The sequence below is a fragment of the Micromonospora sp. NPDC049049 genome (assembly GCF_040649115.1).
In the GTDB taxonomy this organism is placed as follows: domain Bacteria; phylum Actinomycetota; class Actinomycetes; order Mycobacteriales; family Micromonosporaceae; genus Micromonospora.
Map to the genome: position 1 here is coordinate 20,694 of NZ_JBEZEX010000021.1, position 22,896 is coordinate 43,589.

The 22,896-nt window shown below is 70.0% G+C and carries 20 protein-coding genes, 1 tRNA gene and 1 pseudogene; 13 read left to right on the plus strand and 9 right to left on the minus strand.

What is annotated here, in order from left to right:
- Positions 1-19: 19 nt before the first annotated feature.
- Positions 20-5,020 (minus strand): glycoside hydrolase N-terminal domain-containing protein, encoded by a 5,001-nt coding sequence (locus AB0B68_RS21225; RefSeq protein WP_357261987.1) that lies wholly within the window; start codon positions 5,018-5,020, stop codon positions 20-22.
- 423 nt (positions 5,021-5,443) lie between these two features.
- Between AB0B68_RS21225 and AB0B68_RS21230 the strand changes: the two genes are divergently transcribed.
- Entirely contained in the window at positions 5,444-5,692 is a 249-nt protein-coding gene (locus tag AB0B68_RS21230; protein ID WP_357200308.1) for an amidohydrolase family protein, read from the plus strand.
- A 287-nt stretch (positions 5,693-5,979) separates the two neighbouring features.
- On the opposite strand, the gene AB0B68_RS21235 is transcribed toward AB0B68_RS21230, so the two are convergent.
- On the minus strand, positions 5,980-6,711 hold the full coding sequence (locus AB0B68_RS21235) for a FadR/GntR family transcriptional regulator (protein ID WP_357200311.1): 732 nt from the start codon (positions 6,709-6,711) through the stop codon (positions 5,980-5,982).
- Between the two features lie 137 nt (positions 6,712-6,848).
- Here AB0B68_RS21235 and AB0B68_RS21240 point away from each other — a divergent pair, with 137 nt between their 5' ends.
- The 8 genes from AB0B68_RS21240 to AB0B68_RS21275 all read left to right on the plus strand — a co-directional run bounded on the left by AB0B68_RS21240 (position 6,849) and on the right by AB0B68_RS21275 (position 16,189).
- Complete coding sequence (locus AB0B68_RS21240) at positions 6,849-8,474, plus strand: ABC transporter substrate-binding protein (RefSeq protein WP_357200314.1); 1,626 nt, start codon at positions 6,849-6,851, stop codon at positions 8,472-8,474.
- 105 nt (positions 8,475-8,579) lie between these two features.
- Positions 8,580-9,536 (plus strand): ABC transporter permease, encoded by a 957-nt coding sequence (locus AB0B68_RS21245; protein WP_124859013.1) that lies wholly within the window; start codon positions 8,580-8,582, stop codon positions 9,534-9,536.
- Positions 9,536-11,494 carry a dipeptide/oligopeptide/nickel ABC transporter permease/ATP-binding protein gene (locus tag AB0B68_RS21250; RefSeq protein ID WP_357261990.1) on the plus strand — a complete coding sequence of 653 codons (1,959 nt, stop codon included), beginning with the start codon at positions 9,536-9,538 and terminating at the stop codon, positions 11,492-11,494. Before AB0B68_RS21245 ends, AB0B68_RS21250 begins: the two co-directional genes overlap by 1 nt.
- Positions 11,491-12,564, plus strand: a complete 1,074-nt coding sequence (locus AB0B68_RS21255) for an ABC transporter ATP-binding protein (protein ID WP_357261993.1) — start codon at positions 11,491-11,493, stop codon at positions 12,562-12,564. Before AB0B68_RS21250 ends, AB0B68_RS21255 begins: the two co-directional genes overlap by 4 nt.
- Positions 12,561-13,499 carry a dihydrodipicolinate synthase family protein gene (locus tag AB0B68_RS21260; protein ID WP_357200323.1) on the plus strand — a complete coding sequence of 313 codons (939 nt, stop codon included), beginning with the start codon at positions 12,561-12,563 and terminating at the stop codon, positions 13,497-13,499. The genes AB0B68_RS21255 and AB0B68_RS21260 overlap by 4 nt, the downstream gene beginning before the upstream one ends.
- Positions 13,500-13,501: 2 nt before the next feature.
- The gene (locus tag AB0B68_RS21265; RefSeq protein WP_357261996.1) at positions 13,502-14,449 is read left to right on the plus strand and encodes an ROK family protein; all 948 of its coding nucleotides are present in this window, start codon (positions 13,502-13,504) and stop codon (positions 14,447-14,449) included.
- Positions 14,446-15,129 carry an N-acetylmannosamine-6-phosphate 2-epimerase gene (locus tag AB0B68_RS21270; protein WP_357261999.1) on the plus strand — a complete coding sequence of 228 codons (684 nt, stop codon included), beginning with the start codon at positions 14,446-14,448 and terminating at the stop codon, positions 15,127-15,129. The genes AB0B68_RS21265 and AB0B68_RS21270 overlap by 4 nt, the downstream gene beginning before the upstream one ends.
- A 97-nt stretch (positions 15,130-15,226) precedes the next feature.
- Positions 15,227-16,189: an acetylxylan esterase gene (locus AB0B68_RS21275; RefSeq protein WP_357262002.1), complete on the plus strand. Its 963-nt coding sequence runs from the start codon at positions 15,227-15,229 to the stop codon at positions 16,187-16,189.
- Positions 16,190-16,210: 21 nt separating this feature from the next.
- On the opposite strand, the gene AB0B68_RS21280 is transcribed toward AB0B68_RS21275, so the two are convergent.
- Both AB0B68_RS21280 and AB0B68_RS21285 read right to left on the minus strand, forming a co-directional pair.
- Positions 16,211-16,666 carry an Rrf2 family transcriptional regulator gene (locus AB0B68_RS21280; protein WP_030333674.1) on the minus strand — a complete coding sequence of 152 codons (456 nt, stop codon included), beginning with the start codon at positions 16,664-16,666 and terminating at the stop codon, positions 16,211-16,213.
- A gap of 7 nt (positions 16,667-16,673) precedes the next feature.
- A complete protein-coding gene (locus tag AB0B68_RS21285) occupies positions 16,674-17,666 on the minus strand; it encodes an AraC family transcriptional regulator (RefSeq protein ID WP_357195027.1) in 993 nt (330 codons plus the stop codon).
- A 202-nt stretch (positions 17,667-17,868) separates the two neighbouring features.
- On the opposite strand from AB0B68_RS21285, the gene AB0B68_RS21290 reads away from it, so the two are divergent.
- Positions 17,869-18,645 carry a glucose 1-dehydrogenase gene (locus tag AB0B68_RS21290; RefSeq protein WP_357262005.1) on the plus strand — a complete coding sequence of 259 codons (777 nt, stop codon included), beginning with the start codon at positions 17,869-17,871 and terminating at the stop codon, positions 18,643-18,645.
- 105 nt (positions 18,646-18,750) lie between these two features.
- Here the strand turns inward: AB0B68_RS21290 and AB0B68_RS21295 are convergent, their stop codons facing one another.
- Positions 18,751-19,182, minus strand: a complete 432-nt coding sequence (locus tag AB0B68_RS21295) for an SsgA family sporulation/cell division regulator (protein ID WP_007457244.1) — start codon at positions 19,180-19,182, stop codon at positions 18,751-18,753.
- Between the two features lie 273 nt (positions 19,183-19,455).
- Here AB0B68_RS21295 and AB0B68_RS21300 point away from each other — a divergent pair, with 273 nt between their 5' ends.
- From AB0B68_RS21300 to AB0B68_RS21310, 3 genes are all read left to right on the plus strand, one after another.
- Positions 19,456-20,100, plus strand: coding sequence for a PGPGW domain-containing protein (locus AB0B68_RS21300; protein ID WP_357195033.1), 645 nt, complete (start codon positions 19,456-19,458; stop codon positions 20,098-20,100).
- Positions 20,101-20,150: 50 nt separating this feature from the next.
- Positions 20,151-20,222 (plus strand) — tRNA-Val (locus tag AB0B68_RS21305).
- A 44-nt stretch (positions 20,223-20,266) separates the two neighbouring features.
- Positions 20,267-20,665, plus strand: coding sequence for a hypothetical protein (locus AB0B68_RS21310; protein WP_357262008.1), 399 nt, complete (start codon positions 20,267-20,269; stop codon positions 20,663-20,665).
- A 216-nt stretch (positions 20,666-20,881) separates the two neighbouring features.
- On the opposite strand, the pseudogene AB0B68_RS21315 reads toward AB0B68_RS21310, so the two are convergent.
- The 4 genes and pseudogenes from AB0B68_RS21315 to AB0B68_RS21330 all read right to left on the minus strand — a co-directional run bounded on the left by AB0B68_RS21315 (position 20,882) and on the right by AB0B68_RS21330 (position 22,878).
- Positions 20,882-21,053: pseudogene (locus AB0B68_RS21315) on the minus strand (DNA-binding protein).
- A 182-nt stretch (positions 21,054-21,235) separates the two neighbouring features.
- On the minus strand, positions 21,236-21,493 hold the full coding sequence (locus AB0B68_RS21320; protein WP_357195799.1) for a hypothetical protein: 258 nt from the start codon (positions 21,491-21,493) through the stop codon (positions 21,236-21,238).
- A gap of 22 nt (positions 21,494-21,515) precedes the next feature.
- Positions 21,516-22,142 carry an EndoU domain-containing protein gene (locus AB0B68_RS21325; RefSeq protein ID WP_357195802.1) on the minus strand — a complete coding sequence of 209 codons (627 nt, stop codon included), beginning with the start codon at positions 22,140-22,142 and terminating at the stop codon, positions 21,516-21,518.
- Positions 22,143-22,152: 10 nt separating this feature from the next.
- Entirely contained in the window at positions 22,153-22,878 is a 726-nt protein-coding gene (locus AB0B68_RS21330) for a hypothetical protein (RefSeq protein ID WP_357195805.1), read from the minus strand.
- Between the last annotated feature and the right edge of the window lie 18 nt (positions 22,879-22,896).

Consider the following 22,896-nt stretch of genomic DNA (forward strand, 5'->3'; position numbering starts at 1 on the left):
TCGGGAAGGGGTTGGGAAATCAGTAGGACGCCGGGTTGGCGGTGCTGTCGGTCGCGTACGCGGTGAGCGTCGCGACCTGCGGTACGCCGCGTGCGGCGGTGACCCGCAGCCGCAGCCGGTCACTCGTCACGGCGGTGGACAGCGGAACGATCCGCTTGTAGCCGACAGTTCCGGCGGCGGCGACCTGCTGCCAGCCGCCGTTGATCCAGGCGTCCACGGCGAACGCCTCGATGCGCTGGCCGTTGCCGACCGACTCCTGCAGCAGGATCCGGTCGAACGTGCGGGCCCGGCAGGCGGTCAGCTCGACCGCGCCGGTGACGGCACCACCCGAGGGCGACCAGTACGTGCCCAGTGCCGCGTCGGTGAGGGAGGCGTGCGTGCCGGTCGCACCCGCCCGGGCGAACAGCTCCCGGCCGTACCGTGAGCGTTGCGCGGTGCCGAACCCGTCGAGGGCTGTGACGTCCGGCGTGTCGATCACGCCGGCCCGGTTTGGTGGGACGTTGAGCAGCAGGTTGGCGTTGCGGCCCACCGCGTTCTCGTAGAGCTGCATCAGCGCGGCCGGCTGCTTGACCGAGCCGTTCTGGCCGGAGTGCCAGAACCAGCCGGGTCGGATGGACACGTCCGCCTCGGCCGGGTACCACGACAGGTAGGTGATCGTGCCCAGGTTGCGGCCGATCAGCGCACTGGAACCCAGGTCGCCCGACGAGGCAACGGCGAGCATGTCGTCGTCGCGGTTCAGCGCACCGGGATCGGTGCCCCGGAACGGCAGTGCGCTCCACTCGTCCGCGCGGAACGCCCCGGACTCGGAGCCGACCCAGCGCACGTCCGGGCCGTTGATCGCGATCGTGGCGGTCGGTTGCAGGGTCCGGATCAGCCGGTACCAGTCGGCGACCTGGTACGGCTGCGGGTAAGCGGTGTACGGGTTGGCACCGTCGAACCACACCTCGGCCATCGGCCCGTACTCCGTGAGCAGCTCGTAGAGCTGGTTGAGGAAGTAGGCGTTGTAGTCGTCGGCCTGGTACGCGTACGTCTGGGTCGGGGTGCGGGTGTCGCCGGCGACGAGCGTCGGGATGGTCACCGCCCGCTTGGCGCTGCCGTTGCCGAACCGGTCACCGCCGCGTCGGCCAGGGATCTCCGCGCCGTCGGCGGGGGAGAGGTAGAAACCGACGGCGAGACCGGCCGCGCGGACGGCGTCGACTGTGGAGCGCAGGATGTCGCTCTGGTTGGTCCGACCCCACCAGGGGCTGCTGCGCACCGAGTGGGTGCTGTAGCGCGACGGGTAGAGCAGGAACCCGTCGTGGTGCTTGACGGTGAGGATGACCTGCTTGAACCCGTTGCGCTTGAGCACGTCGATCCACTGAGCGGGGTTGACCGTCGTCGGGTTGAACTGGGCCGGGTCCTCGTTCCCGCTGCCCCACTCGACGTCGGTGAAGGTGTTCATGCCGTAGTGCAGGAAAGCCGTCAGCTCCCGCTGCTGCCACGCCAGCTGGGCGGCCGACGGGGTGACGTGGGCTGCCTTCTGCCGGATCCGGTCGAGGGTGTCGCACCGGTCGACGGTGATGACGGTGGCCGGGCTGACCGGGCCGCTGCTGCCGGGGTTGCCGGCGCAGCCGGGCGGCGGTGGCGTGCCCCCGCAGACCGGCGCGTCGAGCTGGAAGTCGACCGGACCGGCGGCGCCGGTCATCGTCGCGAGGGCGATGGCGTCGACGGTGCCGTGCCAGCCACGGTTGCGGGTTCCGGCGTCGTTGCCGAAGGTCAGCAGGCCCTGCGACGCGTTGGCCGCGGCGACCGGAGCGGTGACGGTGGTGCCCACCTGGCAGCCGTTGACGTACGCGACCAGCCGGGCCGCCGAGTCGTTCACGTACTCGTAGGCCAACGCCACGTGGATGTCCTGCGTGTCGGACAGGTTCGGCCCGCTCTGCCGGGTGTCGTAGTACGGGGCGTCCGGCCCGTACATGCCGAACTCCGTGGTGGTCTGCGAGCCGCTGGCATAGCGGTAGTAGCCCCCACCGGCGAGGCTGAGCACCGTGTCGAAGGTGATCGTGGCGCCGCTCTGACGGCGTACCACAGCCTCGGCCAGCAGGCTCTTGTTGACGTACTTCGTACTGGTCACCGGGATTCGTGGGGTGAACCCGATGCCGGTGACCCCTCCGGTGAGCGTGACGGCCGGACCGCTGATCGTCTCGCTGCCGGCCAGCCGGGTGAGCTGCCCGTCGACCAGTTCACCGGTCGACGGCGTGTAGCCGGTGGTGGAGGTGAAGGTGCCGCTGAAGCCGACGTCGAGCAGCGGTTGGTAGTCGGCGGCGGCGATGCGCCACTGTTGGTTGGTGGCGGTTGTGCAGGGCCAGAGGATGACGGCGGTGTTGTTGGTGGTGCCACCGCCGTTGGCGTCGAGGCAGGTGCCGGTGGCCTGGTTGCGCAGTGTCTTGGCGGTGGTGTCGTAGGTCCAGCGTTGGTTGGTGGCGGTGCCGCAGGTGGTGATGGTGGCGGCGGCGGCGCCGTTGGTGGTGCTGGCGGCGGTGAGGCACTTGCCGCGGTTGCGGATGGTGGTGTCGGCCTGGCGGGTCCAGATCTGGTTGGCCGCGCCGGTGCAGTCCCAGAGGATCAGGGCGGTGCCGTCGGCGGTGGCCGCACCCGGTACGTCGACGCAACGGCCACTCGCCACACCGGCGATCGTGCCGGTCGCGGCAGTGGAGACGGCCTGGTAGCGGTGCCCGGCCTCGGCCGTGAACGTCACCTGGTCACCCGTGCGGGTCACCGGCAGGGTCTGGTTGGTGGTGAGGTCCACCAGCGACGTGGTGGCCAGCATCGGGTTCCGGACGGTGAGGGTGCCGCTGCTGCCGGCGGTGAGCGTGATCCGGCTGGCCAGGCGGTTGCGCCACTCGGCGTCCACAGTCACGTTGCCGCGTGCCTTCAGGCCGCTGACCGAGCCGGTGGGCCAGGCCGTCGGCACCGCCGGAAGGACGTCGACGACACCGTTCTGGCTCTGCAACAGCATCTCGGCGACTCCGGCGGTGGCACCGAAGTTGCCGTCGATCTGGAACGGCGGGTGGGTGTCGAACAGGTTGGCGAGCGTACTGCTCTTGAGTTGTTCGCTGAGCATCTTGTGTGCGTGGTCGCCGTCGAGCAGCCGAGCCCAGAAGTTGATCTTCCAGGCCTTGCTCCAACCGGTGCCGCCGTCGCCGCGCGCCGTGAGGGATACCTTGGCGGCGTTGGCCAGGGCCGGGGTGGTCAGCGGCGAGATCTGCCGACCCGGGTGCAGGGCATACAGGTGCGAGACGTGCCGGTGGTCGTTCGTGGGGCTGTCCCAGTCCGCCTTCCACTCCTGCAACTGGCCCCAGGACCCGACCCGCAGGCCGGGGTCGAGCTTGCTCAGCGTGGTCCGCCACTGGGCGCGCAGGGTGGCGTCGACGCCGAGCGTGGTGCTCGCCTCGATGGTGTTGGTGAGCAGGTCCCACACGATTTGCTCGCTCATCGCCGCGCCGGCCGAGAAGTCGCCCTGCTCCGGCGAGTAGCTGGGCGTCACGACCAGCTTGCCGTCGCGCGGATCGACGCGCAGGTTGGCCCTCCAGAACTCGGCGGCCTCCTTCATCGCCGGGTACGCCTGATCCCGCAGGAACGCGGTGTCACGGGTGAAGCGGTAGTGCTCGTAGAGGTGCTGGCACAGCCAGGCCGCTGCCTCCGGGAACCAGAAGGCGGTGGCCCAGTCCTGCACGCCGGTGAAGCCGTACGGGTTGGTGCTGAGGTGGGTGACCCAGCCGGTCGTACCGTAGATGTTCTGCGCGGTCACCCGGCCGGGCGCCCGCAGCGCGTCGATGAAGTCGAACAGCGGCGTGGCCGTCTCGGCCAGATTGGTGGTCTCCGCCGGCCAGTAGTTCATCTGGACGTTGATGTTGGTGTGGTAGTCGGCCTGCCAGGGCGGGCTGTTGGAGTTGTTCCAGACGCCCTGGAGGTTGGCCGGCAGGGAGCCACCGCGCGACGACGCGATGAGCAGATACCGGCCGAAGGAGAAGTACAGCGACTCCAACGCGCGGTCCTGGGCCCGTCCGGCGGCACCCGTGTACGCCGACCGCAGGTCGTCGGTGGGGATGTTCGGCATCTGCCCGCCCACGTCGAGCCGGACGCGGTCGAAGAGCCTCTGGTAGTCGACCAGGTGGGCCGCCCGTAGCGCCGCCCACGTCGAGCTCGCCGCGCCGTCGACCGCCTGGGTCACCCTGGTGTGGGGGTCGACGCCGCGATAGGTGGGGTAGGCGTCGGCGTACGACGTCGCGGCGGACAGCACGACGAGAGCCGAGTCGGCGCCGGCGACCGTGATCCGGTCGGTGCCGTCGGTCCGGCTGCCGCCGGTGGTCACCACCCGGTACTGGGTCTCGTGGATCAGCCCGTTGCCGGGCAGCGTGCCCCGGACCGTGATCCGGCCGTTCGCCACCGTGATGGTGCTGCCGGGCTGGGCCGAGACGGTGCGAAGGACGAAGGAGATCTTCCCGGCCTGGCTGGCCGACAGCCGGGCGACGATCACGTTGCGGGGGTAGCTGGCGACGTACTCACGCTGGTAGGTCACCCCGTCGTGGGCGTACGCAACGCGGGCGGTGGCCTCAGCGAGGTCCAGTTCGCGCCGGTAGCCGCTCACAGTGGTGGGTGTGCCGGACATGTCGAGGTACATGTCGGCCAGGTTCTGGTACGAGCCGAATCCGGTCGCCGGCTGGCCGAGCGCGGTGGCGACCGCGCCGGGTGCCATCCGGGTGTCCCGGTCGATCTGCGCTTGCACCCCGGCCAGGGCGCCGGGCCGTGGTGACGTCCAGTTGCCGTGGTTGTATCCGGTCGTGCCAGGCCCGCCCGTCCACAGGGTCTTCTCGTTGAGCTGGAGGCGTTCGGTCTGGATGCCGCCGAAGACCATGGCGCCGAGCGCGCCATTGCCCAGCGGCAGCGCGTTGCTCTCCCAGTTGGCAGCCGGTTCGTCGTACCAGAGCGCGAGTTCGGGATCGGCCGCGGCTTCGGCTGCGGCGAAGCTGGTAGACACGCATGTCAGGGACGCGGCCACAAGAAGGGCCGCGCTTGCGGCGCGCAGGATCGTCCGGATACCGCCGGTGACAGGCATAGGGCCTCCTCTATGCCACGGGAGTTAACGTGGGATGTTTATTTTTGTCAATGGCGCGGACCTAAGAGTTCGGTGGGTGCCGTCCGCGCGGAGAGCCGTCCGGTGTGGCCGTGAAATAACAGTTCATTCGGGCTATTGATTTAGGCATCGACTCATGTTAGACATCTGATGTCAGAGCTATGGTCTCCACAAACATATGATGTATGTGAGAGGGGTGCAGCCTCTACCGGGCGCCCGCGTGCTGACCGTCGATGCGCACCATCACCTCTGGGAAAATCCGCCCGCCTGCGCCTGGCTCGACGACGACCGGATGCGGTCGGTCCGCCGCCCGTTCACCGTGGCCCAGTGGCAGGCGCAACCACGATCGGCCCAGGTCGACTACTCCCCGACCTGCGACCGTTCGTCCGCGAAGCGATCGTCCGATTCGGACCGGAGCGCCTGATGTTCGGTGCGGACTGGCCGGTGTGCCTGCTCGCGGGTAGCTACGGCCGGATCCGGGCTGCGCCGCACCAGGTGTTGCCGCCGCTGACCGAGGCAGCCTCCCAGGCGATCTTCGGAGGCGCCGCCGCGCGCGTCTATCAGTTGGCGGTGTGAGAGCCGCGGTCACGGCACGCACCGCGACAACAGCGTGCTGGACTTCCCGGAGATCCGCGGATCCTTGCGCCGGCCGCCACGGCGATGGCCGTCGAGCGGAGGGGTGCCGGGCGTGGTGACCGGCCGTGGCCGCTGACCGGCATTGCCGTCCGACTCTCCGAACAGCTCAACCCTCAGCGGCACGACCAGTGCGGTCACCCCTGGCCGTCATGACGACCCAGGCACGTGACGACATGGCGTGGGTCGCGGATCCTCTGCCGGAGTCCGTAGGTGGTGATCGTGTCGATTCAGGCCCGCACGACGCGGGCGATGCTCGCCCGTATGGGCGCGTAGTGCTCGGCGATGGCGGCCTGCAGGTCCGCCACGTCGCCGGCGGCGATCGCGTTCACGATCGCCCGATGACGATGGGCGGTGATCACCCGGTCCTCCGGCTCGGTCCGCAGTGTGGGGGCGACGATGGCCTGTACCTGCCAGAACGCCTCGGTCAGCTGGAGGATCAGGTCGTTGCCGAGGGGTTCCAGCAGCTTCACGTGGAAGGCCCGGTCGACGTCGAGGAAGTCCTTGCCCTGGGCGGCCAGGCTCTCCATCTCGTCGGCGAGGGTGGAGAGAGCGGCCTGGTGCTCGCTGTCGAGAACGGCGATGACCTGGGCTGCGAGCCCTTGTTCGAGGGTCTGCCGGACGTCGACGACCTGCCCCAGCACGTGATGGTCCTCCTCGCCGCTGAGCAGCCCGCGGAAGGTCAGGCCCTCCACGAGGGCGGCGAGGGACATGCGGCCGACGAAGGTGCCGTGGCCGTGCCGCACCTCGACGATGTCGAGGGCAGAGAGGATCTTGACGGCCTCGCGGACGCTTGAGCGGCTCGCGCCCACCGCCTCACACAGCTCCGCCTCGGTGGGCAGAATGTCTCCCGGCTTGAGACGGTTGCGCAGGATGTACTCCTTGATCTTGGCCCCCACCTCCTGCCGGCGGGGACCTGGGCGCTCCGCACCGCGTAGCGGGGACGCGTCAATGGTCGTCATCTGCCACTTGCCCTTCGTTCACGGATCTGACACTCTCACCATATCGGCATCAGATGTCTGACGTCAGACCCCATTATCTTCGAATCCCTCAGCGCGAGCGGTAAGCGAGCGCATGAAGAGCCTATGGAGGCAGCTACGTGAGCACCACCGTTGAGCCAAGGGAGAGTCGGCGTCGCCCCCCGCGCCGGTTCCGTTCGTTGGCCGTCGCGTCCACCGCGGCAACCCTCGCTCTCGGACTGGTCGCCTGCAGCGGCGGCCCGGCCTCGACCAACGCCGTCGAGGGAAGCGGGGGGAAGACGTCGATCGAGACCACCCTCGCGTTCACCCTCTCTAGCGGGTTCGACCCGGCGAACGCCTCGTCGGCGGTGGCGACGGCGGTCAACCAGCACACCTTCGAGGGTCTGATCGATCTTGACCCGGTTACCCGGGAACCATACCGCGCACTCGCCAAGGAAGACCCGGTGGCCAGCGCGGACGGGCTCACCTACACCGTGGCGGTGCGTGACGGTGCCAAGTTCTCCGACGGCACCCCCGTCACCGCCGAGGACGTCGCCTGGTCCTTCACCCGCGTGCTGAAGCCGGCCGACCCCAAGGCCCCGCCGCTGATGCAGGGGTTCGTGTCGTTCATCGACTCGGTGACGGCAAAGGACGCGACGACGGCCGAGTTCAAGCTCAAGTACCCGTTCGCCCTGTTCGCGGAGCGGATCGCCGTCGTCAAGATCCTGCCGAAGGCGAAGACCGCGGACGCGGCCGCGTCGAAGGCTTTCGACACGGCGCCGATCGGCTCCGGCCCGTTCAAGTTGGACAGCGCGTCCAAGGAGTCGGGTGTCAAGCTCAGCAAGAATCCGAACTACAACGGCCCGCGTCCGGCCAAGGTCGAGACGATGACCTGGAACACCACCTCGGAGGCTTCCGCCCGGGTGTCTGACCTGCAGGGCGGCCGGGTCCAGGCCATCGAGTCGGTGCCGTACCTGAACGTCGACTCGCTCAAGGACAAGTACACGGTCGATGTGAAGCAGGCCTTCAACCAGGTCTTCCTCATGTTCAACTCGTCGGCGGCGCCGTTCAACGACAAGCGGGTGCGACAGGCGCTGCACTACGCGATCAACAAGGACGAGGTCATCAAGACCGCCCTCAACGGCTATGGCAGCCCGGCGACGAGCTACCTGGACGAGGGCAACAAGGACTACCAGAAGGCCGCCACCGTCTACGACTACAACCTGGAGAAGGCCAAGAGCCTGCTCCAGGAGGCCGGTGTCACGAACCTGTCGTTCCAGCTCGACACCACTGACAACTCGGTCGTGAAGGATGTCGCGCCGCTGGTCATCGAGCAGTGGAAGAAGATCGGCGTCACCGCCAGCCTCAACACGGTGCCGTCCTCGGCCATCTACGGCGACATCGTTCCGAAGGACACCTTCCGGGTGCTGATGGCCACCGGTGACCCCAGCGTCTTCGGCGTCGACACCGACCTGCTGATGCGCTGGTTCTACTACGGCGAGACCTGGCCGGGGCAGCGTTACCGGTGGAGCGCCGCGGACCGCAAGGCCATGGCCGACCTGCTCGACAAGGCGGCGCAGACCTCCGACGAGGCGGCCCGCAAGGCTCTGTGGAAGCAGGCCCTGGACAAGGTGGCCGACGAGGCCCCCCTGTACCCGATCCTGCACACCAAGGTCGTCACCGCGTACGACCCCGCGAAGCTCTCCGACTTCTCGGGTGCGTCGACCACCGGCCTGTACTTCCTGGGCTCCAGCCGAAAGGGCTGAGCTCCACCTCGGGGGCCCCACCCTGGCCCCTCCGCGTCCCGCCCGGCCCTCAGTCCCTGGGGCTGGGCGGGACGTCCCGGCGGCCCTCGACGAGAGAAAGACACCATGCTGAGCGTTCTGAGCCTGGTCGCGCGACGACTCCTGACCCTGATACCCCTGGTGCTGGGCATCACGATCTTCGTCTTCGTGATCATGCAGTTCTCCCCGATCGATCCCGCGCTGTCCGTCCTGGGCGATCAGGCGACCCCCGCGCAGGTGGCCGCGTTCAAGGCCGCCAACGGTCTCGACGACCCGCTGCCCCTGCGGTACCTGCACTTCCTGGGCGACCTGCTCCGGGGCGATCTCGGCGTGACCTTCCCGCCGTCCGTCCCGGTCGCCGACAAGATCGCCACCGCGCTGCCGCTGACCATCCAGCTGACGGCCCTCGGTATCGTCGGCGCGCTGGTCATCGCGTTGGCCCTCGGCATCCCCGCCGCGCTGTACCGGGACCGCTGGCCCGACCAGGTCATCCGGTTCGTATCGATGGCCGGTATCGCCATGCCGTCGTTCTGGCTCGCTCTCCTGCTCATCCAGGAGCTGTCGGTCCGCCGCCCCGTCTTCCCGACCGGCGGGTACGTCAACCCCGGCGACTCGTTCTCCCTCTGGCTCCAGTCCCTCGCCATGCCGGCGCTGGCCCTCGCCGTGCCGGTCGGCTGCTCACTGGCCAGAATCGTGCGGACGTCAATGGTCGAGGAACTCGACAAGGACTACGTGCGGACGGCGATCGGCGCCGGGCTGCCGCCCCGCGTGGTGGTCGGACGCAACGTGCTGCGCAACGCGCTGGTCAACCCGCTCACCGTGCTGGGCCTGCGAATCGGCTACCTGCTGGGCGGCACTGTCGTCATCGAGGCCATCTTCTCGCTGCCCGGCATGGGCACCCAGATCATGAGCGCGGTCCAGCAGAACGACACCGCCCTCGCCCAGGGAACCGTGCTGACGATCGCCATCTGCTTCGTCCTCGTGAACCTGGTGGTCGACATCCTCTACCTCTTCGCCAACCCTCGACTGCGCGGAGCCCACTGATGCGTCGAACACTCACCGCCAGGCTGTCGGCCTCCGGCATCGCCTTCAAACGGCTCAGCGTCACGGCTCGGATCGCACTGAGCTTCGTCCTGCTCATCGTCGTGGTGGGCATCTTCGCGCCGCTGATCCTGCGACACGACCCCGCGCAGGCCGGGCTCGGCCCCGCGCTGACCGGCCCGAACGGCGACTACTGGTTCGGCCTTGACAAGCTCGGACGCGACGTGTTCTCGCGGCTGGTCGCCGGCACCCGGCGTTCGTTGATCGTGGGCTTTGGCAGCGCCGGCATCGCCCTGGTGATCGGCGCGATCCTGGGCGCGCTGGCCGGAACCAGCCGGCCCGCTGTCGACGAGGTGGTGATGCGGTGCCTCGACGTCGTCATGGCCTTCCCCGCCATCGTGCTTTCCGCCCTGCTGATCATCTCGTTCGGCAAGAACAGCCTCCTGGTCCTCGTGGTTGCGATCGGTTTCGTCTTCGTGCCCTCGATCGCGCGCATCGTGCGCGCCAACGTGCTCTCGCAGTACCGCGAGGACTACGTCGCGGCCGAACGGATCATCGGCGCGCGGCGACCGCACATCCTCTGGCGGCACATCCTGCGTAACTGCGCCGCCCCGATCCTCGTCTTCGTCACCGTCATGGTGGCCGACGCCATCGTGTTCGAGGCGTCGCTCTCGTTCATCGGTGGCGGGCTGGCACCCCAGGAAGCCGCCTCCTCGTGGGGCTCGGTCATCGCCTTCGGCAAGGAGATGGTGCAGATCGGTGGCTGGTGGGCCACGTTCTTCCCCGGCCTGCTGATCCTGCTCACCGTGCTCGCCCTGAACGTGCTCTCCGAAGGGATGTCCGACGCCTGGGCCGCCCCGGCGGCGCGGCGTGCCACCGCCACGAAGATCGGGGACGCGCAGGAGGAGGCGCAGCCCGGCTCCGGTGAGGTGGTGCAACTGCCCGGCCTGGCCGAGGCCGCGCAGCGGCTGCGCGAGCGCGCCCGCCCCCTCCCGGACGGGGAGCCCGTCCTGGAGGTCCGGAACCTGTCGATCGGGTTCGAGGGACGCCACAGCGGCGTCGACATCGTCGACGACCTGACCTTCGACATCCGCCCCGGCGAGGTCCTCGGCCTGGTGGGGGAGTCCGGCTCCGGTAAGTCGCTGACCTCCCTCGCCGTGATGGGCCTGCTGCCGCAGGGCGCCCGGGTCCGCGGCGAGGTCCGCTTCGCGGGCACCGACCTGCTGACGGTGAGCACCAAACGACGCCGTGCCCTGATGGGGCGCGAGATCGCGATGGTCTACCAGGACGCCCTCTCGGCCCTGAACCCCTCACTGCGCATCGGCCCCCAGCTCGCCCAGATGATCAGCCGTGGCGGCACGCGGTCGGCCCAGGAGCTGATGGAGCTGGTGGGCCTGGACGCGCAGCGCACCCTGTCCGCGTACCCGCACGAACTCTCCGGTGGGCAGCGGCAGCGCGTGGTGATCGCCATGGCGCTGTCGCGGGATCCGCGCCTGATCATCGCTGACGAGCCGACCACCGCGCTGGACGTCACGGTCCAGGCGCAGGTCATGGAGCTGCTGCTGCGGCTGCGCGGGCAGCTCGGCTTCGCGCTGATCCTGGTCAGTCACGATCTCGCGCTGGTCAGCGACGTCGCGGACCGGGTCGTGGTGATGTACGGCGGGCAGATCGTCGAGAGCGGTGTCACCGCCGACGTGGTTGGCGCGCCGGCACACCACTACGCCCGAGGTCTTCTCGGTTCCGTGCTCTCCCTCGAGGCCGGCGCGGAGCGGCTCACCCAGATCCGCGGCGTGGTGCCGTCGCCGGCCGACTTCCCATCGGGCTGCCGGTTCGCTGACCGCTGCCCCATGGCCACCGAGGTCTGCCGGGATGAGACGCCCCGTCTGGAGGGCGTCCTCGCCCACCGGTACGCCTGCCACCACCCGGCCGTCACCGTCACGGAAGGGGAGCTGGCCCGATGAGCGCGTCAGTCCCACACCAGTCGATCGTCGAACTGCGCGACGTGCACGTGGTGCATCGCACCCGAGGAGGCGGCCTGTTCGGTCGCGAGCGAGTGTATGCCCTCACCGGCGCGGACCTGACCGTGCGTGCCGGCGAGACGATCGGTGTCGTCGGCGAGTCCGGCTGCGGCAAGTCCACGATGGCCAAGGTGCTGGTGGGCCTCCAGCGGCCGACGAGCGGCACTGTTGCCTTCTCCGGCAAGGACGTCTGGTCGATGAGCGCGGCGGAACGCCGACTGCACATCGGCGCCGGCGTCGGCATGATCTTCCAGGATCCGGCCACGTCGCTGAACCGGCGCATGCCGGTCCGCGACATCCTGCGCGACCCGCTCGACGTGCACCGTCGCGGCACCCGCAAGGAGCGCGAGGAGCGGGTCAGGGAGCTGATGGCGCTGGTCGGGCTGCCCCGGTCGGTCGCCGACGTGCTGCCGAGCCAGCTCTCCGGCGGCCAACGCCAGCGGGTGTCCATCGCGCGTGCCCTGGCCCTGGAGCCAGGGCTGGTCATCGCCGACGAGCCCACCAGCGCGCTCGACGTGTCGGTCCGGGCGCAGATCCTCAACCTGCTCCTGGACCTCAAGGAGCGTCTGGACCTGGCCATGGTCTTCGTCTCGCACGACATCCAGACGGTCAAGCGGATCAGTGACCGCGTGGTCACCATGTACCTCGGCCGGATCGTGGAGCAGGCGCCCGCCGCCGGGCTCCCCGAGGTCGCCCAGCACCCGTACACCCGGGCGCTCTTCTCCGCCACGCCGGGGCTGCTTTCGCCACTCGACCCGATCCCGCTCGTCGGCCCCGTTCCACTCGCCACGAAACCGCCGACCGGATGCCCGTTCCGCACCCGGTGCTGGAAGGCGACCGACGGCTGCGCCATCGAGATGCCGCCGGTCCGGTCGGGCGACGGCGGTGCCGGTGCCCACGAGTTCCGGTGCTACCACCCCGTTCCTGCTGGATCCAGCAACACAGAGCTGGTCGAACTCGCCAGAGCATCGACCGGCCGCACCACCCCCCTACATGTCGAGGAGTCAGCGTGACCACCCCAGCCCCGCGGTTCGCCGGAGTCGTGCCGCCGGTCGTCACCCCCCTGACCGAGGAGGGGGCGGTCGACGTCGCCTCCCTTGAGCGGCTCGTCGAGCGGATGCTCACCGCCGGCGTCGACGGCATCTTCGCCCTCGGCAGCTCCGGCGAGACGGTGTTCCTCACGGACAGTCAGCGGGACCAGGCTCTCGAAACCGTCGTGAAGACCGTCGGCGGGACCGTACCCGTCATCGCGGGCTGCATCGAGCCGACCACCCGCCGGGTCCTCGACCGGGCCGACGCGTCGACGCGCCTGGGTGTCGACGGCCTGGTGGCCACCGCCCCCTTCTACGCCATTGTCGGCCCCCACGAGGTCGAGCGGCACTTCCGGTCCCTCGCCGCTTCGGTCGAACTTCCGCTGCTGGCGTACGACATTCCGGTCTGCGTGCACACCAAGCTGTCGCCGGGCCTGCTGAGCCGACTCGCCGCGGAGGGCGTCCTCGCCGGCGTCAAGGACTCCAGCGGTGACGACGTCTCGTTCCGCCAACTGGTGCTGTCCATCGCGGAACGCGCGCCGAACGCCGGCTTCAGCCTGTTGACCGGCCACGAGGTGGTGGTCGACGCGATGATGCTCGCCGGCGCCTCCGGTTCCGTCCCCGGCCTGGGCAACGTGGACCCGGAGGGCTACGTGCGACTTCACCGGGCCTGCGTGACCGGCGACTGGGAAACCGCCCGCGCGGAGCAGGACCGACTGACCCGGTTGTTCCGGATCGTCGACGCGGCCGACCCGGCTACGGCGGCAGGGGCGACCCGGGGCGTGGGCGCGTTCAAGACCGCACTGGCCCTGCTCGGCGTCATCGACAGCAACGCCGTGTCGCTTCCGCTGCGACCGCTCGACGCCGATGAGGCGAGCCGGGTGCGTGCCCAGTTGGAGCTGGCGGGGCTGCTCTAGCCATGTCCGAGGCACCCGAGCCCCCGGTCGTCGACGTGGCGGTGGCCGCGCTCGACATCGGGGGCACCAAGACGGCCGCTGCCATCGTGACCCGCCACGGCGAGGTCATCGACCAGATCACCGTCCCCACCCCCGGCCGGGCCGGGGCGACCGCCATCATCGACACCGCAGCCGACCTAGTCGGTCGGCTGCGGGCGAGGGCGACGGGAACCCGCATCCGTGCCCTCGGCGTCGGTAGCGCCGGGGTGATCGACCACCGGACGGGTCGGGTGCTGTCGGCCACCGACGCCCTGGCCGGTTGGGCCGGCACGGACCTGAGCGGCCGACTGCGGGCACTGCTGGACCTGCCCGTCTCAGCCATCAACGACGTGCACGCGCACGCCCTCGGTGAGGCGCGACACGGCGTGGCGGTCGGCCACCAGACGATGCTCTTCATCGCGGTCGGCACCGGTATCGGCGCCTCGTTCGTCGTCGACGGCACCGTGCTGACCGGCGCCCACTCCGCCGCCGGCCACGCCGGCCACCAGCCCTCGCCGTACGCCGGCCAGTTGCCCTGCACCTGCGGCGGGCGGGGGCACCTGGAGGCGATCGCCTCCGGGCCCGCTCTCACCGAGGAGTACGTGCGGCGTACCGGTCAGCCGGTCGGCGACCTGCGCACTGTGGCCGAGCGCGCGGCGGACGGTGACGCCACAGCCCGGGAGGTGGTCCTGCTGGGTGGGGCCGCCGTCGGCTCGGCGGTCGGCGGGCTGGTCAACATGCTCGACCCCGCTGTCGTCGTCATCGGCGGCGGTGTCGCCGGCCTCGGCGACACCTGGTGGCAGGCACTTCGGGGCGCCGTGCGGCGGGAGACGTTGCCCAATCTGGACGGCGTGCCCGTCCTGGCCACGACCCTCGGATCGGACGCCCCACTTCTCGGCGCCGCCGCACTCGCCTGGGAGGGCACCGCATGAACAAGCTGATCGCACAGCTCCGCCACCGCCTCGTCGTCTCCTGCCAGGCGTACCCCGGTGAGCCGATGCGCAGCCCGGACACGATGCGCCGGGTGGCCCTCGCCGCCGCCCAGGGCGGTGCCGCCGGCATTCGCGCCCAGGGCCTGGCGGACATCGCGGCCATCCGGGGGGCGGTCGACCTGCCGCTGATCGGTCTGTGGAAGGACGGGGACGACGACGTCTTCATCACCCCCACGCTGGAGCACGCGCTGTCGGTGGCTCGGGCCGGCGCGCACGTCGTGGCCCTGGACGGCACCGCGCGGCCCCGGCCCGACGGCCGAACCCTCGGTGACACCATCGCCGCCGTCCACGACCTGACCGGGGCTCTGGTGATGGCCGACTGCTCCACCCTCGACGAGGGGGTCGCCGCCGCGGCGGCGGGTGCCGACCTGGTCGGCACCACACTGGCCGGCTACACCGCGTACACCACCAAGCAGCCCGGCCCCGACCTGGACCTGGTCGCCCGGCTCTCCAGGTCGATCGACGTGCCGGTGGTCGCGGAGGGTCGGATCCACACACCGGCCCACGCGGCGCAGGCGCTGCGGGCCGGGGCGTGGACGGTGGTGGTGGGCACGGCGATCACCCACCCCAGCACCATCACCGGGTGGTTCACATCGGCGATGGCGAACGCCGGACGGTGAGCGGTCGGAGCGCGAGCCGTCGGGCCGCGGTTCCGCGTCGCGGGCGACGGTCCACCCCACTGACAACTGACAATCCTGCTGTCCTGGAGGCCAAGCTGTGGCTCTGAGCGATCTTACCGTCGCCGACTGCTGGGCGTACCGACCCGACCTGACTGTTCCGGAGGACCTGGACGCCTTCTGGGGTCGGACGCTGGGTGCCGCCAGTGCCGCAGCGGCGACGTACGAGCCCGTCGACACCAACCTCACCCAGATCCACACCTTCTCGGTCACCGTCCCCGGCTACGGCGGCGAGCCGGTGCACGGCTGGCTGCACCTGCCGGCGCACGCCACCGAGCCGTTGGCGTGCGTGGTCGAGTACCTCGGGTACGGCCGAGGCCGTGGGCTGCCGCACGAGAAACTCTTCTGGGCCTCGGCGGGCTTCGCGCATCTCATCATGGACACCCGGGGCCAGGGCTGGAGTGCCGCACCCGGCGGCACCGCCGATGCGCACCCTTACCCAGCAGGCACCGTTCCGGGTTTCCTCACTCGCGGGGTGACCAGCCCGGAGGAGTTCTACTACCGCAGGCTGATCACCGACGCGGTCCGGTTCGCCCAGGCCGCCCAGGAGCATCCCGCCGTCGACCCCGACCGGGTCGTCGTCACCGGCATCAGCCAGGGAGGTGGCTTGTCACTGGCGGTGGCCGCGCTGTTTCCGGGCGTGGCGGCGGCCATGCCCGACGTGCCCTTCCTGTGTGACTTCCCGCGCGCCGTCCGGGTCGCCGCCGAAGGCCCCTACGGCGAGGTCGCCGAGTATCTCGCGCTCCACCGTGACCAGAGCAGTCAGGTGTTCCGTACGTTGTCGTACGTCGACGGCGCCGTGCTCGCATCCGGCGCGACCGCGCCCGCGCTGTTCTCCATCGCGATGATGGATCGGACCTGCCCGCCCTCGACCTGCTTCGCCGCCTACCACCGCTACGGGGGCGACAAGGAGGTGCGCGTGTACGAGTTCAACGACCACGAAGGTGGCGAGGCGCACCAGCAGCTCGAACAACTCGCCTGGCTGCGCAAGCTCTTCGGCTGAGGACAGCACCCGCTGCTGGCGTCAGCGGGGCTCCCACGCATCGGGCAGCGCGGTGAGCTTGCGGACGTGAGCGGGCAGTCGACCGCTGACGATCTCGGCGAGGCTCACCTCGTCGACGACCCGCCGCACGGCGGCGCGGACCGCCACCCACAGGCCGGGCAGGTTCTCCGCCGAGCCCTCGTACCGGGTCTCCTCGGGGCGCAGCCCGCGTACCCCGGCCAGGGGGCCCTCGACGGCGCGCAGCACCGCGCCGACGGTCACCTCGCGGGGTGGGCGGGCGAGGGTGTAGCCGCCCTCGGCGCCGCGTTGGGCGCGGACGATGCCGGCACGGCGCAGATCCGCCAGGACCGCCTCCAGGAACTTGCGGGGCATGTCCTGCTCCGCGGCGATGGCCTGGGTGGAGAGCAGCGAGGGGTACGCGGTGGCAAGGCTCAACGCCGCCCGTACCGCGTAGTCGCCGCGCGCGGAGATCTGCACCCTGCCATCATGCCCGGCCGGTGCCGCCCAGCCCTCCGGCGGGCGGCCCGGGTCTCGTGGCGTACCCGCCGTTGGCGGGTTCGCCGAGGGTGCCGGGGCGGAACCAGCCGCTGTTGACGCCCGTCGACTCGGCCGGCGGTCGAGGCCGGACCACCCGGCCGGCCACCGGTTGATCCCGGGCGGCCCGGAACGCGCCGGGGCTGACCCCGACCTCGCGGGTGAAGAAGCGGCCGAAGTTCGTGGGCTCGGAGAAGCCGAGCCGCCGGCCGATCTGGGCGATCGGCTGATCCGTCGCGGCCAGTAACCGGCCGGCCTGCAACGCGACCCGCTCGTCGATGACCTGCTTGGCGCTGCGACCAGTGACGGCCAGGCAGGCCCGGGTCAGGGTCCGCACCGAGCAGCCGAGCTCGGCCGCATAATCCTCCACCCGCCGGGTCCGCGGGTAGCCGTGCTCCACCTCGCGGCGGAACCTGCGGAACGTCTCGTCCTCGGGTCGGGAGGGCGACCGGTCGTCGCGGGCCACGGCCAGCCGCAGCAGCAGCACGGCCAGTTGATGCCGGAGCAGCGCGCGGGCGGTGGGGCTGTCGGGGTGCCGCCGACAGTCCACCGCCAACTGGCTCACCTCGCTGATCACCGCGTCCTCGTCCTCACCTGCCAACTGCCGCCACGTCGCGGTCGTGGTCAGGTCGACGTCGAAGCCGCGCAGCGCCTCGGCGTCCCAGGCGACCACTGTGGCGTCGAACTGGGGGCCGGCGCAGCGCAGCACCTGGCCGGGGCGGACCCGCAGCAGTGTGCCGGGCCGGCACGGCAGCAGGTGAAAGTCGAGTTCCGCGTCGCCGTGCCCACGCGTGGTGAGAAGCAGAAGCTCCCGCTCGACGATCACCGGCCGACGCCAGCCCGGGGCACCGGCAAGATCGGCCAGCGCGAACGTGGCTATCTCGTCGGTGACGGGAGACGCCGTTCCGATCGATGGCGCGGGGGAGGGATCGGTGGAGACCATCGCTTGCGACGGTAGCCCGAACCGCAGGTCACCGCATCCCGATCGACGTTCGCAGCGGAATCCGCGGCAAGCCGCGGGCTTGTCCCGGTCCCGGCGGCCGGGCTACGTTACCCGGCGGTAGCGCCGTCGGTCCGCGGTCCACCCGGTATCCGCCGGTCACCTGACCGGCCGCCGGCACCCGCCGACTCGCGATGGGATGGGCATGACGCAGCTGTTCTCGGTCGAAGGTAAGACGGTCCTGGTCACCGGCGGATCGCGGGGGATCGGGCTGATGATCGCCCAGGGCTTCGTCCGGGCCGGCGCACACGTGATCATCTCGTCCCGCAAGGCTGACGTCTGCGAGGCGGTCGCCACCACCCTGTCCGCCGAGGGTCGCTGCGAGGCCATCCCCGCCGACCTCAGCGACGACGCCGGCGCCGAGTCGTTGGCCGCCGCCGTGCGCGAGCGCTTCGGCCGCCTCGACGTGCTGGTCAACAACGCCGGAGCGACCTGGGGCGCGCCACTGGAGGACTACCCCGAGGCCGCGTTCGACAAGCTCTGGGCGGTCAACGTCAAGGCCGTCTTCCGGCTCACCACCGCGCTGCTGCCAGCGCTGCGCGCCGCCGCCAGCGCCGACGACCCGGCCCGAGTGATCAACATCGGGTCGATCGACGGCATCCGGGTGCCGATGATGGAGGTGTACGCGTACTCGGCCACCAAGGCCGCCGTGCACATGCTCACCCGCAGCCTCGCCCACCAACTCGCCGGGGAGCAGATCACCGTCAACGCCATAGCGCCCGGCCCGTTCGAGAGCAAGATGATGGCGTTCGCGCTCGACGACCCGGCAAGCCGGGCCGCCATCGAGCAGCAGGTGCCGCTCGGCCGCATCGGGCGCCCCGAGGACATGGCCGGCACGGCCATCTACCTCTCGTCGCGCGCCGGCGCGTACCTGACCGGAGCGGTCATCCCCGTCGACGGCGGCATCACCACGCACGGCTGAGCACCGGCCAACCCGGGGCGGGCACGCCCTGGGTGTGTGCCGGGGCCGCGCGGACTCGGCAGATCCGCGCGGCCCCGGTGTGGCCGATGTTGCCCGTTCGGGCGGTCAGCGACCGGCGAGCAGCCGGTTCACCGCCGTGTCGACGTCCAGGTGCTCGGCCTCGCGGCCGCGCGGGACGACGACGTAGGTCCGTCGAAGGAAACGCACCAGGACGCTGCGCGGCACCTCGAAGAGGGCGTTGCCGTCCGGTGACGAGAGGGCCAGCGCGACGAAGTCGCCGCGCGGTGTGGCCCAGGGCCAGACCCGAACGTCCCCGATGCCGGCCGGCTCGTCCAGGCCGGTGACCAGAAGTTCGCGAGCGAACGACCAACTCACCGCCTCGCCCCCTGCCGATTCGGCATGGAACAGGACATGGACCGCATACGGGTCAGCAGGGTCGTAACGCAGACTGGCACGCACCGGCAAGGCGGTGGCGTCAGGTGCGACGAGCCTTAGCGACGTCTCGACCTCTACGGTCGTCGGTCGGATGACACTCATGGACGTTCTCCCCCCGGCACCGCTGCGGAACGCGCGTGTCCCGCTTTTCCCATACTCAGGTGCTACCTCTGGCTACGCTCCGCCATACGCTGACTTCACCCAGTGGTGGGAAGGGGGACGGAAACGCCGCGTGAATGTGAGCATTCATGTAGGATTTCCGGTTCTGCCCAGTGCGTGATCCCGCCCGGTATCGGGTGGCTCAGTCGTCGACTTACTCCGGTAACGTCCAGTCGGCCGTTGCAGTGACGGGCCCGAGCGACACTGGGGGGTGAAATGGTGACGAAGCAATCCTCAGTGGATCCCGCGGCGGCACCCGGCCCGCCGAAAGTCGCGGTCCGAGCAGCCGAAAAGCGGGGGTACGGAGTGCCGATGGAGCAGCCCGAACGGGCCGGTCGGCCGGCGTCCGACGCCGGACGGTCCGGTGGCGGCGGCGCCGGTGCTGGTCGTGGTGACGACGCCGCCGCCGGTGACGACGCCGCCATTGGTGGTGGCGGAATCGCCGTGCAGGATCCTCCGCGTCGGCCTCGCTGGCGTGAACGGATCTCGCTGACCCTCGACCTCATCCGCGCCAACCCCACCGGGCGGATCGCACTCAAGATCTTCATCGCCATCGCCGGGGCGCTCGTGGTGACCATCGGCATCGCCCTCATCCCGCTCCCCGGGCCGGGCTGGCTGCTGGTGATCGCCGGCCTGGGCATCTGGGCCGTCGAATACCACTGGGCTCGACGGCTGCTCGGCTTCACCCGTCGCCACGTCCACGGCTGGACACGCTGGGTAACGAGACAGTCGCTGCTGGTGCGAATCGTGCTCGGCTCCGTCGGCCTGGTCTTCGTGGCCACTGTTGTCTGGCTGTCCCTCAAGTACAGCCTCGGCATCGACGTGGTCGCCGAGGCGATGCAGTACCTGGCGACGCACTGACCCCGGATTTCCGGTCCGGTTCCACGATCGGGTAGAGTCAGTGTCGCTGAGGGCGATTAGCTCAGTGGGAGAGCGCTTCGTTCACACCGAAGAGGTCGCTGGTTCGATACCAGCATCGCCCACTCTCAGTTCTGGCAGTTCAGAGGCCGCTTCCCGGGTTCGGGAGGTGGCCTTTTTGCTGCCTGTACAGCAGCCGGGGTGTGTGGCGCTGCCGGGAGGGGCGGTGAACGTGACGGACGTGTTGAGGGCCCAAGACCTCCGCCGGGTGTGCGGCGTGCTGCTGGACATGGTGGAGGAGCGGTTCGGCGCGGAGATCGATCTTTCGGGCGTCGGTGTCGATCTCTACTGGAACGTCGACCTGGAGACCGCGTTCGAGCTGAGAGACGTTCCGGAATCGGGGATCAACGTCGGGCAATGCAGTGACGACGTGGCAGAGCTACAGGCACTGCTGCGCCGTCCGGCAGACGACGTGCCGGTGCTCTGGCACGACCTGCAACACCTTGCCGGAGTCCTGCGGCTGCTGGCCTACCTCGACCTGCCAGCCGTCAACGCTAGCGAGAGCTGAAGGAGCACCAGCACGCCGTACGACCTCGGATGACTGCTTCGCGGGTCTTGCCGGAGACGTACTTCCGGGTGCGCCTGCCGTCCGGCTTGGTGACTCAGACGTACGCGGCGAAGCCGTTGCGGTAGGGGAAGATCGAGCCTTCGCCGTTGGCCAGGGTGCGTCCGGGCATCAGGCGGCCTCCTGCCGCTTGACCTGCTCGCGGATGTAGTCGTCGGCCTACTTCGGGAGGACGCGGCGCGTACTTGCCGTCCTTGATAGAGCGCAGCTCGCCGGTAGCGATCTTCATCTTGACCTTGGAGATGTCGAAGACGAGCAGGACGGCGACCTCGGCGGGGGAGTACCAGCGGGGGCGGAGGTCATGGTTCGTGCGGCGGCCCCGGTGAGCCAGGCTTCGTGGGCACGTACTTCTCGACCGATGCGTCTGCTCTCGCGTTGCTGACTTGCGGCGGTGTCGGTGCCCATGGGCCGTCCGAGGTGCCAGCAGGCATCGATGAGGCGCGCGAAATGGTCTGGGACGCCCGCTGGTCGACACGGTGCAGGGTTCGAGGGGCCTGCTCTACGCTTCGGCCGTCAGTCCGAGGTCCGGATCTGCTCCAGGTAGGTCAGAGGCTCCCGGCGGAACTCCATGAGCTCCCGCAGCGCGTCCTTCTCCGCCGTGGTGATCACGACGTCCTCCTCCGACAGGGCGCCGACGAGCTCCGGGATCGCCAGGTCCCAGGCCCCGGCGCTGGCGGCGGTCAGGACGATCGGCCGGTACTTCGGGCTGATCCTGGGTGCGAGCTGGTCGGTGATCTGGTGGCTGCGCCGGTAGAAATCGTTGACTTCCATGGGTCTCCCGTGGGTTCGGTGGCTAGGCCTTCGGGTTGGTGGTGACGCCCTCGCCGCTGAGCGGGAAGCCGCCGGAGATGCTGCCGTCCTTGTCCAGGGTAACGCCGAAGGTGATGCCGTCGCGGGTGCCGGTGACGAGCCAGCCGTCGCCGTGGGAACGTTGCTGAGGGCGGCTGTCGGGGTTGGCGGCGATGCTCTTGAACCAGCCCTCGACCTGCTCCTTGGTGGTGCCGGGCGGGAAGAGCGTCTTGCCGGGCTCGGTGGACGAGGGCTTGTGGTTGCCACTGCCCATGCCGTCGCCGTCCCAGATCTTGTCCATCGCCCCGTCGCCCATCTCACCGAAGCGTTTCATGTCGTACCTGGCGTCGGCGAACTCGGGGTCGTCCCAGGGGTTGGTCCTCTTGGGTACCTCGGGCTCGGATGTGTCGGCGTCCTTCGGGCGGCCCTCCCCGGCGCGCTTGATGCCGTGCTGCTGGGCTGGTCCCACGCGCTTGGGCATCATTCCCGGGTTGAACTTGGGACGGTTGGGGCCATCGCCGCCACCGCCGTGCGGTGGGGTGGGGCCTGAGGGGTGCTTGTGGAGAGCCGCCACAGCGAACAGGACCACCAGGACGGCGGTGGTCCGCAGAGCCGCCATGAGTTGTCGCATCAAGGGCCGCCTAGACGTCGAGGAGTGCGCGAAGGGCGGAGAGGCTGGCGATCAGGCCCATCAGCCAGCCGAAGATGCGGCCGGTCCAGCGGACGACGGCGACCGCGAGCTGGGAGGCGACCAGCGGTGTGGCGAAGCCGAGAGAGAAGACCACCTCGGCCAGCCACACCACGACCTTGGCGATGCAGTCGGCGATGAAGGCCCGCACGACCTCGCGCACTATCTGCACCACGGTTCCCGCGCCACGGGTCGCGGCACCCATGCCGGCGGCCGTGCCTGCGAAGATCCCGGCGACGTCGATGTTGATGGTCAGGATGTCGCGGTAGGCGTCGGCGGCGGTGCCCTGCCATCCGTCGAGGTCGCCGACCAGCCGCGCCTTGAGGTCCTCGGCGATGGAGAACAGCTCATTTGCCATGTTGTCCCAGGTCATGGCGTGCGTCTCGATGGTCTGGGGATCACCGGCGAGCCAGTCGAGTGCCTGCTTCAGTGGCTCGACCTGCTCGATGGCCCACTCGATGCCCATCGACAGGAGCGTGCTGAACGGGTCGATGGCGATGGCCGCCCCGTCGAGAGCGGCGCCCAAGCCCGCGATTGAGCCGTCGATCCAGCTGCCGGAGTCGATGGCGTCCTTGATGCCCATGTAGTCGTCGGCAAGCGGCAGGCCGGTCCAGCCGTCGCGGTGCGCGGCGCTGGTCGAGGGGATGTCGGAGGTCGTGGCGACCAGTGGGTTGGTCATGAGAGGGCGCCGGGCCGG